This window comes from Curtobacterium sp. VKM Ac-2865 (assembly GCF_015350905.1).
Lineage (GTDB): Bacteria > Actinomycetota > Actinomycetes > Actinomycetales > Microbacteriaceae > Curtobacterium.
The window spans coordinates 440,741-456,105 of record NZ_JADKRZ010000002.1 but is presented as its reverse complement, the minus strand read 5'-3'; the positions used below and the strand labels follow the sequence as shown (position 1 = coordinate 456,105).

At 73.0% G+C, this 15,365-nt stretch carries 19 protein-coding genes; 13 read left to right on the top strand and 6 right to left on the bottom strand.

Annotation, left to right across the window (positions count from 1 at the left end; all coding sequences use genetic code 11):
- Positions 1-16 precede the first annotated feature (16 nt).
- Positions 17-1,333 carry a protoporphyrinogen/coproporphyrinogen oxidase gene (locus ITJ54_RS07280; RefSeq protein WP_194626915.1) on the bottom strand — a complete coding sequence of 439 codons (1,317 nt, stop codon included), beginning with the start codon at positions 1,331-1,333 and terminating at the stop codon, positions 17-19.
- Positions 1,330-2,442: a uroporphyrinogen decarboxylase gene (hemE, locus tag ITJ54_RS07275; protein WP_323741623.1), complete on the bottom strand. Its 1,113-nt coding sequence runs from the start codon at positions 2,440-2,442 to the stop codon at positions 1,330-1,332. The genes ITJ54_RS07280 and hemE overlap by 4 nt, the downstream gene beginning before the upstream one ends.
- Positions 2,443-2,480: 38 nt before the next feature.
- Between hemE and ITJ54_RS07270 the strand changes: the two genes are divergently transcribed.
- Entirely contained in the window at positions 2,481-3,797 is a 1,317-nt protein-coding gene (locus ITJ54_RS07270; protein WP_194626913.1) for a glutamyl-tRNA reductase, read from the top strand.
- A gap of 80 nt (positions 3,798-3,877) precedes the next feature.
- The gene (locus ITJ54_RS07265; RefSeq protein WP_323741622.1) at positions 3,878-4,276 is read left to right on the top strand and encodes an NUDIX domain-containing protein; all 399 of its coding nucleotides are present in this window, start codon (positions 3,878-3,880) and stop codon (positions 4,274-4,276) included.
- 10 nt (positions 4,277-4,286) lie between these two features.
- Here ITJ54_RS07265 and ITJ54_RS07260 read toward each other — a convergent pair whose 3' ends face one another.
- Positions 4,287-4,595 carry a hypothetical protein gene (locus ITJ54_RS07260; protein ID WP_194626910.1) on the bottom strand — a complete coding sequence of 103 codons (309 nt, stop codon included), beginning with the start codon at positions 4,593-4,595 and terminating at the stop codon, positions 4,287-4,289.
- A gap of 154 nt (positions 4,596-4,749) precedes the next feature.
- Between ITJ54_RS07260 and ITJ54_RS18270 the strand changes: the two genes are divergently transcribed.
- From ITJ54_RS18270 to ITJ54_RS07210, 10 genes are all read left to right on the top strand, one after another.
- Positions 4,750-5,952 (top strand): AraC family transcriptional regulator, encoded by a 1,203-nt coding sequence (locus ITJ54_RS18270; protein ID WP_194626908.1) that lies wholly within the window; start codon positions 4,750-4,752, stop codon positions 5,950-5,952.
- Between the two features lie 160 nt (positions 5,953-6,112).
- A complete protein-coding gene (locus ITJ54_RS07250; protein ID WP_194626907.1) occupies positions 6,113-6,577 on the top strand; it encodes an Asp23/Gls24 family envelope stress response protein in 465 nt (154 codons plus the stop codon).
- Positions 6,574-6,765, top strand: a complete 192-nt coding sequence (locus tag ITJ54_RS07245; RefSeq protein WP_194626905.1) for a DUF2273 domain-containing protein — start codon at positions 6,574-6,576, stop codon at positions 6,763-6,765. The genes ITJ54_RS07250 and ITJ54_RS07245 overlap by 4 nt, the downstream gene beginning before the upstream one ends.
- Entirely contained in the window at positions 6,762-7,076 is a 315-nt protein-coding gene (locus tag ITJ54_RS07240) for a hypothetical protein (RefSeq protein ID WP_194626903.1), read from the top strand. Before ITJ54_RS07245 ends, ITJ54_RS07240 begins: the two co-directional genes overlap by 4 nt.
- Before the next feature lie 9 nt (positions 7,077-7,085).
- Positions 7,086-7,676: a DUF6286 domain-containing protein gene (locus tag ITJ54_RS07235; RefSeq protein ID WP_194626901.1), complete on the top strand. Its 591-nt coding sequence runs from the start codon at positions 7,086-7,088 to the stop codon at positions 7,674-7,676.
- Positions 7,673-8,236 (top strand): hypothetical protein, encoded by a 564-nt coding sequence (locus ITJ54_RS07230; RefSeq protein WP_194626899.1) that lies wholly within the window; start codon positions 7,673-7,675, stop codon positions 8,234-8,236. Before ITJ54_RS07235 ends, ITJ54_RS07230 begins: the two co-directional genes overlap by 4 nt.
- A gap of 85 nt (positions 8,237-8,321) precedes the next feature.
- Entirely contained in the window at positions 8,322-8,495 is a 174-nt protein-coding gene (locus ITJ54_RS07225) for a CsbD family protein (protein ID WP_194626897.1), read from the top strand.
- Between the two features lie 93 nt (positions 8,496-8,588).
- The gene (locus ITJ54_RS07220; RefSeq protein WP_194626895.1) at positions 8,589-9,527 is read left to right on the top strand and encodes an Asp23/Gls24 family envelope stress response protein; all 939 of its coding nucleotides are present in this window, start codon (positions 8,589-8,591) and stop codon (positions 9,525-9,527) included.
- Positions 9,524-9,946 (top strand): MFS transporter permease, encoded by a 423-nt coding sequence (locus tag ITJ54_RS07215; RefSeq protein ID WP_194626893.1) that lies wholly within the window; start codon positions 9,524-9,526, stop codon positions 9,944-9,946. Before ITJ54_RS07220 ends, ITJ54_RS07215 begins: the two co-directional genes overlap by 4 nt.
- A gap of 32 nt (positions 9,947-9,978) precedes the next feature.
- On the top strand, positions 9,979-10,170 hold the full coding sequence (locus ITJ54_RS07210; protein ID WP_194626891.1) for a hypothetical protein: 192 nt from the start codon (positions 9,979-9,981) through the stop codon (positions 10,168-10,170).
- 65 nt (positions 10,171-10,235) lie between these two features.
- Here ITJ54_RS07210 and ITJ54_RS07205 read toward each other — a convergent pair whose 3' ends face one another.
- Together ITJ54_RS07205 and ITJ54_RS07200 are read right to left on the bottom strand one after the other, a co-directional pair.
- Positions 10,236-11,174, bottom strand: coding sequence for a serine hydrolase (locus ITJ54_RS07205; protein ID WP_194626889.1), 939 nt, complete (start codon positions 11,172-11,174; stop codon positions 10,236-10,238).
- Positions 11,174-13,138: a M13 family metallopeptidase gene (locus ITJ54_RS07200; protein WP_194626887.1), complete on the bottom strand. Its 1,965-nt coding sequence runs from the start codon at positions 13,136-13,138 to the stop codon at positions 11,174-11,176. Before ITJ54_RS07200 ends, ITJ54_RS07205 begins: the two co-directional genes overlap by 1 nt.
- A 94-nt stretch (positions 13,139-13,232) precedes the next feature.
- Here ITJ54_RS07200 and ITJ54_RS07195 point away from each other — a divergent pair, with 94 nt between their 5' ends.
- A complete protein-coding gene (locus ITJ54_RS07195; protein ID WP_194626885.1) occupies positions 13,233-14,576 on the top strand; it encodes a uracil-xanthine permease family protein in 1,344 nt (447 codons plus the stop codon).
- Positions 14,577-14,678: 102 nt separating this feature from the next.
- Here ITJ54_RS07195 and ITJ54_RS07190 read toward each other — a convergent pair whose 3' ends face one another.
- Positions 14,679-15,350, bottom strand: coding sequence for a GAP family protein (locus tag ITJ54_RS07190; protein ID WP_194626883.1), 672 nt, complete (start codon positions 15,348-15,350; stop codon positions 14,679-14,681).
- Between the last annotated feature and the right edge of the window lie 15 nt (positions 15,351-15,365).

Sequence of the window (15,365 nt, the reverse complement as noted above, 5' to 3'; positions counted from 1 at the left end):
CGGGTCGGCGGTCCGCTCAGGAACCGAGGAGCTCGCGGACCGCTGCCCTGGTCGTGGTGACGATGCCGGAGAGCCCACGGCCTCGCGAGGCCTCGCCGATGCCGACGACCCCCTCGGCCAGTCCCGCCGCCTGCGTGTCCGGGCCGTGCCAGCGCACGGACGCGGCACCGAGGACGCGCGCCGCGTCCACCGGCAGGCCGAGCAGGGCGCTCGCGTCCGTCGTGGCCCGCACGCCCGTCTCGCCGCGGGGGTCGACCGGGAGGCTCGTGGCCACGTCCGCCGCGTCGGCCGCCGGGGTCGCGTAGCTGAGCCGCAGGACGTGACGCCCGCCGGCAGCGTCGGCCAGCCACGGCCACTTCACCGTCGCGTGCGTGAGCGCCTTCGCCCGGACGCCCGTGGCCGCCGGGTGCACGAGCATGCCCGTGCCGCGGGGCGCCGCGTCGAGTTCCGGCTGGTCCACCACCAGCGTGACCAGCTCGATGCCCGTCCGCGTCGCCGCGGTCGCCCGTGTCGGGTCGGACACCGCGGAGAGCACGTGGTCGGCCACCAGGCGCTCGGTCGTGCCGTCCGCGCCGACGACGTCGACCGCGGCCCGTTCGACCCGGGTCACGCGGGTGTGCAGCCGGACGTCGACGTGCCAGGTCTCGAGGTCGGCGATGAGCTCGTCCACGATCCGCACGATGCCGCCGCGGATGCCCTGCACGGCGGACCCGGCGGTCGCCCGTTCACGGAGCGCGAGGACGGCCCGCGCGAGGGAGCCCTCGCGGAGGAGCGCGTCGCGGAGCCCGGGAGCCACCCGGTCGGGGTCGAGGTCGTCCGGGTGCGTGGAGTGGACACCGGCGACCACGGGCACCACGAGGTCGTCGAGGACCTTGGCGCCCATCCGCTTCCGGACCATCGCGCCGAGCGACGTCGCCCGGGCACCGACGGGCGCCGGCAGCAGCGAGTCCATCTGCGCGCGGATCCCACCGCCCTGGCCGACCACGGCGAGCACGTCGGCCGCCATCGGGACGCCGGGGATGCCGAGCAGCCCGGTCGCCGGCATCGGGGCGGTGCGGCCGTCGCGCGTCATCAGCCAGGCGCCGCGCGGGTCCGGGGAGACGATCTCGTTGCCGAGTCCGAGCTCGATCGCGAGCGAGGAGACGGCGTCCGTCCTGGTGGCGAACGAGTCGGCGGCCATGTCGAGGTCGATCCCCGCGACGGTGTGCCGACGGATCATCCCGCCGAGCGCGCCCGAGGCCTCGACGAGCACCACGTGCACCCCGGCCTTGGCGAGGTCACGTGCCGCGAGCAGCCCGGCGACCCCGCCACCGACGACGATCGCCTCGGTCATGCGGCGGCCTCGGCGCCGCTCCCGAGGCCGTGGACGAGCTCGACGACCCGGGTCAGCACGGCGGGGTCGGTCTCCGGCGGGACACCGTGGCCGAGGTTCACGACGTGGGCGCGGGCGGCACCGCCGCAGCGCACGACCTGCCGCACGTGGGCCTCGAGGACCTCCCACGGGGCGGAGAGCATCGCCGGGTCGATGTTGCCCTGCACGGTGACGCCGGTGCCGACCCGCTCGACGGCCTGGTCGAGCGGCAGGCGCCAGTCCACGCCGACGGCGTCGACCGCGACCGCGTCGCCACCGAGGGTCGTCATGTCCCGCAGGACCTCGCCGCTGCCGACGCCGAAGTGGATGCGCGGGACCCCGAGGTCGGCCACGTGCGACAGGGCCTGCGCCGAGTGCGGTGCGACGTGCGCCAGGTAGTCCTCCCGCGAGAGCGAGCCCACCCAGGAGTCGAAGAGCTGGACCGCCGAGGCGCCGGCGAGCACCTGCGCCCGGAGGAACGTCCCCGACACCTCGGCCGCCCAGGCCAGCAGCCGCGACCAGGTCACCGGGTCGGCGTGCATGAGCGTGCGGGCGCGGATGTGGTCCTTCGACGGGCCGCCCTCGACCAGGTACGCCGCCAGGGTGAACGGCGCCCCGGCGAACCCGATGAGCGGCGTGCTGCCGAGTTCGGCCACGGTGCGGGCGACGGCCTCGGCGATCGGCGCCAGCGCGGCGGGGTCGAGGGCCTCGAGCGCGTCGACGTCCGCCACCGTGCGGATCGGCGAGCCGAGCACCGGTCCGCGGCCCGGGACGATCTCGACGTCCACACCGGCGAGCTTGATCGGCACGACGATGTCGCTGAAGAAGATGCCGGCGTCCACCCCGTGCCGACGGACCGGCTGCAGCGTGATCTCCGACGCCATCGCCGGGTCGAGGCAGGCGTCGAGCATGGCCGTGCCGACACGGAGGTCGCGGTACTCGGGCAGCGACCGGCCCGCCTGGCGCATGAACCACACCGGCAGGGTCTCCGGACGGTCACCCCGCAGGGCCCGGACCAGGGCCGATCCGGCGGTCCGTCCGTCGGCGAGCGGGTGCGTGGCTGGCAGTGCGGCTGTGGATGCGTCGGTCACCGCACGATTCTCCCACCGAGCGCGGTACCATCGAGTACGTGCTCATCTGTCTCACGGCGTCGCATCGCAACGCCAGCTTCGACCTCCTGGAGCGACTGAGCATCGGCGCACCCGCGGCGGCCAGCAGACTGGTCACCGACTCGGACGTCCTCGACGGCGCCGTGGTCCTCGCGACCTGCAACCGCTTCGAGGCCTACCTCGACATCGCCGGCGACGACGCCGACTCCGCGGTGACCACCACGGTCGAGGCCGTCGCCCAGGCGAGCGGGCTCGTCGGCACCGAGGTCCTCGAGTCCGTGTCCGTGCTCGGCGGCAAGGACGTCGTCCAGCACCTCTTCGCCGTCTCGAGCGGCCTGGAGTCCGTCGTCATCGGCGAGACCGAGATCTCCGGGCAGGTCCGCCGTTCGCTCGAGGACGCCCGCGCCAACGGCACCACCACCTCCGACCTCGAGCGCCTGTTCCAAGAGGCCGCCCACACCTCCCGCGGCGTCAAGACCCGCACGCGCATCGGCGCTGCCGGCCGCTCGCTCGTCCGCCTCGGGCTCGAGCTCGCGTCGTCCCGCGTGACCGACTGGGCCCGCGCCAACGTGCTGCTCGTCGGCACGGGCAGCTACGCCGCCACCACGATCGCCGCCCTGCGCGACCGCGGCGCCGAGCGGATCCAGGTCTACTCGCCGTCCGGCCGCGCCCCGTGGTTCGCCGCCAAGCACGACCTGGTCGCCGCGCACGACCTGCGCCAGGCGATCGCGTCGAGCGACGTCGTCATCACCTGCACCTCGAGCGAGACGCCGGTCATCGGGGCATCCGACCTGGACGACGGCGTGCGGCGCATCGTCATCGACCTCGGACTCCCCCGGAACGTCGACCCCGCCGCCGCACAGGTGCAGGGCACGGACCTCCTCGACCTCGAGACGATCAGCATCCACGCGCCGGTCTCCGAGCTGAACGCCGAGTCCGAGGCCCGTGCCATGGTCGAGGACGCCGTGTCCCGGTTCCGCGCGCAGGCGATGGAGCAGTCGACGACGCCCGCGCTCGTGGCGTTCCGCAAGCACGTGTTCGACATCCTCGACGCCGAGATCGAGCGCTCGACCCGGCGCGGGGACGTCACCCCGGAGTCCGCGGAGCAGACCGAACGGGCGCTGCGGCACCTGGTCGGGGTGCTGCTGCACCGGCCGTCGGTCCGCGCCAGGGAGCTCGGTCGCGCGGGGCGTGGCGACGAGTTCGTCCAGGCGCTCGACGCCCTCTACGGCGTCCGACCGGAACCCGAGGCGGAGCTCGACGTGCCCGCCCCGGTCGTGCCGCTGGCGGACCGCACCGCCCCGGTCCACGGCGACGACGCTGCGGACGCCAGCTGAGCCTCCCCATGCCCTCGGCCGGCCCGCCGCTCCGCGTCGCGCCGGAACCGGGGCACGTGGGCCCACAGGCCGTGTTGCAGGTGAGCGCACTCCTGCTGGTGCGCGACCGCCGCGTCCTGATGGTGCGGGCGCGCGGACGTGACGTCCTCTACCTGCCCGGCGGCAAGGTCGAGCCCGGCGAGACGGCCGTGCAGGCCGCGGTGCGCGAGGCCCTCGAGGAGACCGGCCTGCGGTTCACCGCAGCCGACGTCGACGAGTTCGCGGTCGTGACCGAACCGGCCCACGGGCAGGCGCCCGGCACGGTGGTCGCGATGACGCTCTTCCTGGCCAGGCCGGGAGGCCCGCTGGACGCCGCCGCGCCCGTCGCCTCCGCAGAGGTCGACGAGGTCGAGTGGGTCACGTCGCGGGACTCGGACCGGTGCCCGCCGGCGGGCGTCGAGACGCTGCGCCTGCTCACGCAGGCGCAGCTCGTCGACTGACGACGCGGACTCAGCCGTTCTCGGTGTCGTCGGTGCCCGTGCCGGTGTCGACGTAGTGGCCGACCTCGGCCGAGGCCCGTGCGGTGTCCTCGTCCACGCCCTCGCCGGGGATGTCGCTGTCGACGTACTCGCCGTCGGTGTCCGTGCTGGTCGGCGTCGCCTCGCCCGGGATGTCGCTCTCGACGAACTCGCCGACGGGCTCCTCGGAGCGGGGCGTGGCCTCGCCCGGGATGTCGCTGTCCACGAAGGCGCCGGCGGCCGGTTCGACGCCGTCGGCGCGGTCGGACTCGCCGCGGATCTGCTCGTGCTTGCCTGCCATGGTCGGCCTCCTGGGTGCGTGGGCGGCATCGCTGCCGTGTGCTGGCGAGTGTGCTCGTGCACCCTGAGTGTCCTCCGGACCGGACGGAGCGTCGGGCGATGTCCCCCGACCACGGTCATCGACCCGGTGTGGGCACGGATGTGAGGATGGGCGCGTGAGCACGTCGTCCAACGGATTCCGCCGACTGCGGTTCTCGGACGAGGACGGCACCGACTACGACGCCATCTTCAGCTCGGAGTACCGCGGGTCGGAGTTCGCGACCCAGACGCGGGTCGCGCCCGGCACCCGGTACGAGTACACGGTGGTCGGTGACGACGACCTGTCCCTCCGGACGATGCGCGCGACGGGCGGGCGGCGCACGGGCGTCATCGGCCCGCGCGAGGACCACGTCGTCTTCTGGTTGTCCCAGGGCACGCTCGAGATGCACTTCGCCGACCGGGTCCGCGTCGTCCGACCGGGCGCGCCCTACATCGCCTCGGCGTCCGAGGCCTACCGGTTCGAGTCCGAGGAGACCGTCTACAACGGCGTGCACGTCGCGGACCGGTTCCTCCGGGCGGTCGGACGCGAGCTCGGCTACCGGCAGCCCGACGGCCCGCTGCTGTTCGCCCAGCAGGACGAGGTCGTCGCCCGGCGCGAGCCACTCCGACGGCTGCTGCGCGAACTCACCCCGGCGCTCCTCGACGACCGGGTGCAGGGGGCCATGCGCACGGCGTTGAACCGCCGCCTGGCCGTCGTCGTCCTCGACACGTTCCCCCTGCGGGACGTCGACGACGACGTCCCGCTCGCCAACCGGCTGCGCGACGCCATCCGCCACATCGAGGACCATGCGCGCGAGCGGCCGTCGGTCGGGGCGATCGCCGCCGCCGCGGGCCTGGGTGAACGGAGCCTGCAGGACGTGTTCGTCCGCACGCTCGGGGTCGCCCCGAGCCGGTTCCTCCGCGACCACCGCCTGGACGAGGTCCGCCGACAGCTCCTGCACGGCGACGCCACCGACGGGGTCATCGACGTCGCGCGCTGCTGGGGCTTCACGAACGCCGGCCGGTTCGCCGCCACGTACCGAGAACGCTTCGGTGAGAGCCCCGGCGAGACGCGCGCGGCAGCACGTGGCCCGCAGGTCGCGACCGGGGAGCCCTCCGCACGCGTCCGGCAGGCCTTGGCGTTCATCGCCGAGCACGCCGACGAGCCCCTCACCGTCCAGGCGATCGCCGACGCGACCGGGGTACGTCCCCGTCGGCTGCAGCAGCTCTTCCAGGACGAGTGCGGCACCACACCGATGGCGTCCCTGCGTGCCGTCCGGGCCGCGACCGCCGCCCGAGCAGAACGCAACCCGGCGGACGAAAACGGCGTCGAGCGCTGACTCGTCCACAGAACGGGGGACAAGAACCGCTGGAACGGCCCGCTGTCTGGCAGAAGTCTGGGAACCGCGATCGGCGTGTGACTTCTCTCGACCCCAGCCCGTCTCATCCGTGAACAGCAACCGCTGGGAACACCCGGCGGGCCCTCGGAAGGAGACACCCATGGCCGACACCACGACCACCCCCACCACCGCTGCGACGACCGCGAACGCGACCCGCTCGCACGCGAACACGAACGGCTCCACCACCGGCAAGACCGTCATCGACGACACCGTCGTCTCGAAGGTCGCCGGCATCGCCGCCCGCGAGGTCAACGGCGTGCACGGCCTCGGTGGCGGCGCAGCCCGTGCCATCGGTGCGATCCGCGACGCCATCGGCCAGCGCGACCTCTCGCAGGGCGTCAAGGTCGAGGTCGGCGAGAAGCAGGTCGCCGCTGACATCACCATCGTCGCCGAGTACCCGGTGCCGCTGCAGCAGGTCGCCGAGGGCGTCCGCTCCTCGGTCGCCCGTGCCCTCGAGCAGATCGTCGGCATGGAGGTCGCCGAGGTCAACGTGACCGTCCAGGACGTCTTCATCCCGGGTGACGACGACGAGGACGACGACAAGAAGGAAGCGCGCGTCGCATGAGCACCACACTCGCAGGCGCCCTGATCGGCGCCGTCCTCGCAGTCGTCGCACTGCAGTTCGGCTTCTGGGGCTTCGTCCTCGTCGTCGTGTTCGCCGCGATCGGCGCCCTCGTGGCCGCCCTCGTGTCCGGACGCATCGACCGCGGTGCCCTGACCGACGTGCTGACCGGACGCCGGAGCTCCAAGTGACCGGCGGCCCGGAGGTCCCGGGCCGCGTCGAGATCACGGCGCGCGCCCTGACCTCGTGCGCCCGCGCCGTGGCCGCCGAACACCTCGGTGCTCCGGCCCGTCGTGTCCGGGTGACCCTCGGTGACCACCGAGGGTCCCTGGCACTCGACGTCACCGGCCCGATGGCCGCGTCCGACGACCTCGTCGGCCGGGCCACGACCTCGGCCTCCGAGGTCCGCGACCGCGTGAGCGAGCTCACCGGCCGTCGGGTCGGCAGTGCCCACATCGAACTGACCGGGATCGTGCGCGAGCACGACACCCGGGTCCGCTAGGAGACCATCATGAGCAGCAGTCCCAACGGCGCCAGTGGCGTCGAGCGACGCATCCGGCGCCGGAGCGTACACCGCTCCCGTTCCACCGCCGTGTCCGTCGCGCTCGTGGTGCTCGCCCTGGTCGCCGCCTGGATCGGCACCGAGTCCGTCCTCCGCGCGGTCGGCGCAGCACCCCTGCTCGCCGACCCGCAGACGGCCGTGGACACCGCGCTCCGCCCGGACGCCGCCTTCGTCACGATCGCCGAGGTGATCGCCGGCGTGCTCGTCGTGCTCGGGATCGTCCTGGTCGTCCTGGCGTTGAAGCCCGGTCGACAGCACCGCTCCCCCGTGCCGCACGACCGTGGCGCGGTCATCATCGACACCCGCATCATCGCGGCCACGGCAGCGAACGCCGCCGGCACCGCAGCGGGCGTCCCGGACGGCAACACCACCGCCACGTCGCGTGGCACCAGCACCGAGGTGCGGGTCGTCCCGGTCTCCGGCATCGCCGTGGACGAGGGCGTCGTGCGCGACGCCGTCAAGGAACGCCTCGGCCAGCTCGACGAGCGCTTCGGTCGTCGGGTCAAGGTCCGCATCGCAGAACAGGGGACGCTGTCATGACCAAGAGCAACCGCACCCTCAACCGCATCATCCTGTTCGTCCTCGGGCTCGTCGCCGTCCTGGTCGGTCTGACCATCGGCGCCGGCGTGCTCCCCGCGGTCCGCGACGCGGTCAAGCCGTACCTCGAGCTGCCCCGCAGCCTCGACGTCCCCGCGGAGTCGCTGTGGATCGTGGCCGTGGCGTGCGCGGTCGTCATCGTGATCGCACTGATCTGGGTGTTCACCCGCGGCGGCGGCGGGACCTCCATCGCCGTCCGGGAACGCTCCGGAGACGACGCCGTGACGATCAACGTCGCGCTCGTCCGTGACGTCGTGGAGCACGAGCTCCGCGAGGTCCGGGACGTCGTCAACGCGAAGGTCGACGTCTTCCTGGTCCGTCGGCAGCGTGCCGCGCGGATCAAGGTGGCCGTGCGCCGCGGCGGCGACGCCGTCGCCGTGCTCGACGCCGTCGACCACGCCCTCGCGGTCCTGGACCGCACCCTCGGACGGCCGGTCCCCGTGCTCGTCCACCTCACCGGCGGGACCCGTTCGGTCCTCGCCAAGCCGTCCCGCGTCGGCTGACGCCGGCCCGCGGACGCACCCAGAGCCTCCCGGCTCGAACCCACCACCCCACCGGGCTCGCGCCCACCTCGAGAAAGGACCCCTCATGGGACTCGACGACAAGATCAAGAACGCCGCTCAGGACATCGCCGGCAAGGCGAAGGAGGCCTTCGGCAACGCGACCGACGACGACTCCAAGGTCGCCGAGGGCAAGAAGGACCAGGCCTCGGCCAGCGTCAAGCAGACCGGTGAGGACGTCAAGGACGTCTTCAAGAAGTAGGACACCCACACCGACGACGACGGGGTACCCGCCACGGGTGCCCCGTCGTCGCCTGTCCGGCACCGGACGCACACAGACCGAGGAGGAGAGACCATGCAGAACGACACCCACGCCCGCACGCACGTCATCGACGTGGAGCTGCCCGCGTCGCTCACCGAGCCACTGCCCGAGGACGCGAGCACCCTCACGATCGCTGCTCGGACCGCGGCCGTCACCGCACTCGGTGTCGACGGGGTCCACCACCTCGGCAGCCTGGTGGAGCGGGCCGCCGACCAGGTGCGCTCCCGCCTCGGCCGTGCCGGCAGCGCCCTCGGCGTGACCGTCGACGACGCCGACGCGGCGCTCGACGTCCGGGTGTCGCTCGTGGTCGAGTACCCCCACCCCGTCACGACCGTCGCCGAGGAGGTCCGCTCACAGGTGTCGCACGCGGTCGGGCAGATCGCGCAGCGCCCCGCACACGTCGAGGTCCACGTGACCGACGTGCACGGACCGTTCGACGACGAGCCCTCCGTGATCGACCGGGCCTCCGACGCGGTCAAGGACGCCACGGACCAGGTGCGTGCCACCGCCTCGGACGTCTCCGACCAGGTCCGCGAGACCGCCGACCGTGCCCGCTCCGCCGGGTCCGAGGCGCTCGAACGCGCCTCCGAGACCGCCGCCGCCGCGGCCGACTCGGCGAAGCAGACCGCCCGCCACGCCCGCGACGCCGTCGAGGACGCCGCGGAGACCGCCGGCGACCGCACCGCTGACGCGGTCGACGCCACCACCGACGCGGTCGACACCGCCCACGACCGCACCGCCGACGTGGCGTCCGACGTGGCCGAGAAGGCCGCGGACGCAGCCGACGCCGCCCGGGACGCCGCCGCGAGCGCCGCTGACCAGCTGCACGACGTCGTCGACGCCGAGGCCGACCAGGCGACGGCATCCGTGGACGCCGGTGCCGAGCACGCCAGCGACGCCGCTGACGAGGCCCGGGCCGCAGCCGACGACGCCCGCACCACCGCGGACACGACGCCGGACTCCCGCGCATGACCGCCTGGTCCGGACGCAGCGGCCGTCGGTTCGGGCGCGAGCGTCCGCCCCGTGCCCGCGGCGTCTGGATCGCCACGGTCGTCGGTGTGCTGGTCGTCCTGCTCGTCTTCACCGCCGGCTTCCTGCCGCTCGTCGGCTTCCTCGGCGGCGTGACCGCGACGACGGCCGGCCTGGTGCCGTTCCCGGTCATCCGGGTCACGCTCGTCACGGTCCTCGGCGGCCTGGTGGTCCTCGGCCTGCTGGTCCTCGCGGTGACCAGACGCCGTAGCGTGGCCGCGTGGATCCCCGTGGTCCTCGCGGTGCTGGTCACGATCGCCGTGACCGTCTACCCGCTCGTCACCGTCGCCGTCGGGTCCGCCGACCGGGCCGGCGACGTGTGGCCCATCATCACCGACCTCGTACGACGGGTCACCGGCTGACCAGCCGGCACCCACCACCGAAGGGACACCCCATGCGCAACCGCGTCATCGTCATCGGAGCCATCGTGCTCATCGCGTTCGTGATCGGATCGCGGTCGAACCGCCCGGTCATCAAGCAGTCCAAGGGCGAGACCGCCCGCAAGATGTGGAACGACCCGCGCGCCCGCAAGGGACGCAAGAAGCTCGCGAAGAAGATCGCGAAGGCCGCGAAGAAGCACGGCTGAGGCTCCTTGCGGAACGGCCCCGACACCTGGGTGTCGGGGCAGTTCTGCGTCCGCGCTGTCGCTGCTCAGCGGGTGACGGTCGTGTGCACCGCTTCGAGGACCTCGGTGCCCATCGTGCGCAGGGCGTCCACCACGGCGAGCCGCTGGTCGAGGGTGTCGTCAGCGAAGGTCACCGTCACCGCGTAGCTGACCGAGGACCCCGGGCCCCGCAGGACCCCCGCCTCGGCACGGACCCCGCGTCCGACACCGGTGACGGAGACCGCCTGGAGGCCGTGGTCCAGTGCGCGGTGCGCCAGCGGATCGAGACCGAAGGCCCCGGCGACGAGTGACAGGTCGGCCGCGAGGGACAGCCACCCGAGGACCCGGTTCGAGACCCCTTCGTCGACGACCTCGCCGAGCGCGAGCCCGCGCATCAGCCAGCTGAGCTCACCCGAGGCCGCCACGGCGATGTCGGGGGCGTCGTCGGGACCACGCCGGTCCCGCACCCGGTCGATGAACGCCGAGCGCTCGACCCCGAGCGCCTCGGCACGCTCGCGGACGGCGTCGATCCCGACCAGCGAGAGCAGCGCGTTCGTCGCCCACGCGTCGGCGGTCGCCGCGACCAGCGTCGCGAGGTCGGGGACCTGCATGGTCGGCTCCTGCAGGAACTGCCAGAGGCCCGGCCCGGTCGCGGTGTCGCGCGCCATCCGCTGCAGCCGGTCGCCGTGCAGCCGGCCGTCCTCGAGCCGTGCCGCGACCTCGGTGAGGAGCAGCACCCGCCCGAGGCTGCCGACGGGCTGCACCAGTCGGTCGTCCACGGCCAGCAGTGCCCGGCCGGTAGACGTGTCGATGACCGACGCGCTGACGCCTGCGCCGTCGTGCGCCAGGGACCCGAGGGCGTCGACCGTCGCGACGAAGCGGTCCTCCGCCCCGCCGCGGTGTCGTCCCCGAGCACGGGTGCCCGCGCCGGAGCGACCGTCCTGGCGACGCCGCCGCGAGGACGGTGCCGCGTCCGGCTCGACCATCACCAGATCGCGACGCGCTCGGCGGGGTCGAGGTACATCGCGTCCTGCTCCGTCACGCCGAAGGTGTCGTAGAACACGTCGATGTTCTTGACCACCTGGTTGCAGCGGAACTCGGTCGGCGAGTGCGGGTCGATCGTCAGCAAGCGGGCTGCCTCTTCCGGGCGGATCGCCATCTGCCAGGCCTGCGCCCAGCTCAGGAAGAACCGCTCGGCACCGCTCAGGCCGTCGATGACGGGGGGCTCCTGGCCGTCGAGGGAGATCAGGTACGCCTTCCACGCGATCGACAGGCCGCCGAGGTCGCCGATGTTCTCGCCGATCGTGAGCGCACCGTTGACGTGGCCGTCGGGCACCTCGGTCGGGACGAGGACGTCGTACTGCGCGATGAGGGCCTTGGTGCGCTCCTCGAACGCCTGGCGGTCGGCCTCGGTCCACCAGTCCTGCAGGCGCCCGTCACCGTCGTACTGCGAGCCCTGGTCGTCGAAGCCGTGGCCGATCTCGTGGCCGATGACGGCCCCGATCGCGCCGTAGTTCGCGGCGGCGTCGCGCGAGGCATCGAAGAACGGGAACTGCAGGATCGCGGCCGGGAACACGATCTCGTTGAAGCCCGGGTTGTAGTACGCGTTGATCGTCTGCGGGGTCATGAACCACTCGTCGCGGTCGATCGGGGTGCCGATCTTGCCGAGCTCGCGGTCCACCTGGAACGACGCCACGGCGCGGACGTTGCCGAGCAGGTCGTCCGGTGCGACGGGCAGCGCGGAGTAGTCGCGCCACTTCACCGGGTAGCCGATCTTCGGCGTGAACTTGTCGAGCTTGTCGAGCGCACGGGCCCGGGTCTCGTCGGTCATCCAGTCGAGCGCAGTGATGCTCTGGCGGTAGGCCTCGACCAGGTTCGCCACGAGGTCGTCCATCGTGACCTTCGAGGTCTCGTCGAAGTGCTCGGCGACGTAGATCCGGCCGACGGCCTCGCCCATGGCGCCCTCGACGAGCGAGACACCGCGCTTCCAGCGCTCGCGCTGCTTGGGCGCACCGGTGAGTGCGGTGCCGTAGAACGAGAAGCTCGTCGCCGAGAACGCGCTCGTCAGGTACGGCGCCGAACCCCGGATGACCTGCCAGGCCAGCCAGTCCTTCCAGACGGTCAGCGGCTGGTCGCGGAGCAGCTCGGCGAGGCCGGTGAGGAACGAGGGCTCCCGGACGACCACGGTCTCGAAGGCGCCGACGGGGGCGCCGATGGCCTCCCACCAGAGCTGCAGGTCGACGCCGGGTGCGAGCGCGGCGACCTCGGCCCACGGGAGCTTGTTGTAGGTCTTCTGGCTGTCACGGGTGGCGACGTTGTCCCAGTGCGCGGCGGCGAGCGCCGTCTCGAGCGCGACCACGTGCTCGGTGCGCTCGGCCCCGGCCTCGAACCCGGCGAGCGGGAACATCGCGGCGACGAACTCGCGGTACTTCGCGCGGATGTCGGCGAAGCGCTCCTCGCGGTAGTACGACTCGTCGGGCAGGCCGAGCCCGGACTGCTCGAGGAAGACGACGTAGGAGTCGGGGTCGCCCGGGTCGTTGTCGACGAAGAGCTGGATGAAGCTCGGCAGGCCGAGGCGCTCGAAGCGACCGACCATCCGGACGACGTCGGCGGTGGTCTCGATCGCGGCGATCTCGGCGAGGAGCGGTTCGATCGGACCGGTGCCCAGCGCCTCGAGTGCGACCTCGTCGGTGAAGGCCGTGTAGAGGTCGCCGACCTTGCGCTCCTCGGTGCCCTCGGGAGCCTGCTGCGAGCGCTCGACGATCGTGCGCACGGCGGCCTCTGCCGCCTCGGCCAGCACCGTGAACGAGCCGTACCGCGCCTTGTCGTCGGGGATCGGCGTCGCCGCGATCCACTTCCCGTTGACGTGCCGGTAGAGGTCGTCCTTCGGGGACACGTCAGGGTCGAGTTCGTCGGTTCGGATTCCGGTGGTGCCTGCGACGTCGGTCATGCGCTCCACGATAGTCACCGGGCCCCCGCAGGTCCCCCCGGCGAGTCCTCCACAGGACGTCCACGGGCTGGTCGCTGGCCGGTACGGTCATCGCATGGGACTTCCGTGGAAGCTGCACGGTGACGGCGCGACCGTCTCCGCGACGACGATCGTGGCGCCGGACGAGCGCTTGACCTGGCCGCGGACGATCGGCCTGGGCGTGCAGCACGTCGTGGCGATGTTCGGCGCGACGTTCCTGGTGCCCCTGCTGACGGGGTTCCCGCCGTCCACGACGCTGCTCTTCAGCGGCATCGGCACGATCCTGTTCCTGCTGATCACCGGCAACCGCCTGCCGAGCTACCTCGGGTCCTCGTTCGCGTTCATCGCCCCGATCGGTGCCGCGACGAAGATCGGCGGCATCCCGCTCGCGCTGTCCGGCATCATCGTCGTCGGTGCGCTGCTCGCGGTCGTCGGCCTCGTGGTGCACCTGGCCGGCGCCGGCTGGATCGACCGCCTGATGCCGCCGATCGTCTCCGGGGCGATCGTCGCGCTCATCGGCTTCAACCTGGCGCCCGCCGCCCGCGACAACTTCACGAAGTCGCCCGTGATCGCGCTCATCACCCTGCTCGCGATCATCCTGGTGACCGTCCTCTTCAAGGGGCTGATCGGGCGCCTGTCCATCGTCATCGGCGTCGTGGTCGGCTACGTGGCCGCCCTGATCGCCGGGCAGGTCGACTTCTCCGCCGTCGCCGACGTGCCCTGGATCGGCCTGCCGACCTTCACGGCGCCCGCCTTCGACCCCGCGCAGCTGCCGATCTACCTGGCCTTCGTGCCGGTCGTCCTGGCCCTGGTCGCCGAGAACGTCGGGCACGTCAAGGGCGTCGGGCAGCTCACCGGCCGCGACCTCACCCCGCTGACCGGCCGGGCGCTCTTCGCCGACGGCATCTCCACCGTCCTGGCCGGCATCGGCGGTGGCTCCGCGACGACGACCTACGGCGAGAACATCGGCGTGATGGCCGCCACCCGCGTCTTCTCCACGGCCGCCTACTGGGTCGCCGCGATCGCCGCCGTCCTGCTCGGGCTGTCCCCGAAGATCGGCGCGGTCATCTCCTCGGTGCCCGCCGGCGTGCTCGGTGGGGCGACGACCGCGCTCTACGGCCTGATCGGCGTCATCGGCATCCGGATCTGGGTGGAGAACCGCGTCGACTTCGCCAAGCCGAAGAACCAGCTCACCGCGGGCATCGCGCTCATCATCGGCATCGCCGACTTCACGTTCTCGTTCGGGCAGGCCAGCTTCGGCGGCATCATCGTCGGCACCGTCGCGGCGATCGTCGTCTACCACCTGATGGACCTGATCGGCCGGGCGCGGGGCACCGACCCCGCCGAGCCGGAGGCCTCGGAGTCCGCGCACGCGGCCACCGGTGCCGTTCCGGCGGAACCGCGCGCCGACCGCCGCTGAGTCGCTGACGGACAGGAGGCCGTGGTCGCGACCGCCCCGCCGGCGCGGCGTGCGCGGACGGTGGCACCACGGCCTCCCGTCCGGCCAGACGTGACCGCTCGCTCAGGCGAGCAGGCCGACGGCGCCGGTGACGAGCTGGACGACCGCGAGCAGCACCAGCACGACCACCAGGAACACCGAACCCCACCGGGCGATCCACCCACGCATCGCGGCGAGCGCGCGCTTGGCACGGTCACCCAGGGTGACGGCGAGGACGATCGGCAGGAACGCCGTCGATCCCCCGACGAGCACGAAGAGCGCACCGGCGACGACCGTCTCGGCTGCTGCGGGATCGGCGTCCCCGAAGGCCAGGCCGGCACCGAGCGCCAGGACCAGCGCCTTCGGACTCGACACGAACCACAGGACGCCGACGCCGAACGCGCGGCGTGGACCGATCGACTCCATGGCCGCTGACCACCGGGAGCTGGCGGGTGACCCGTCGGGCAGCCGACGGACCGCCCACTGCCAGGCGGCGAGCGCGAGGAGCACGACGCCGGCGCCGAGGGCCACGAGCGCCTCGACGGGCGTGCCCCCGGCACCGGTCCGCGACGGCAGCCGTTCGCCGACGAGCACCGCGACCACGAGCGCGACGGCGATCGTCGTGATCCAACCGGTCGCGCACGCCACCGCGGACCCGTACCCACGGCGGTGTCCGAGCAGGAAGACGACCGAGGCGACGGTGAGCGGGCTGAGGGCCAGGCCGACGGCCCCCGGAACGAGCGCGACGACGTCCACACGGCGAGGCTAGTC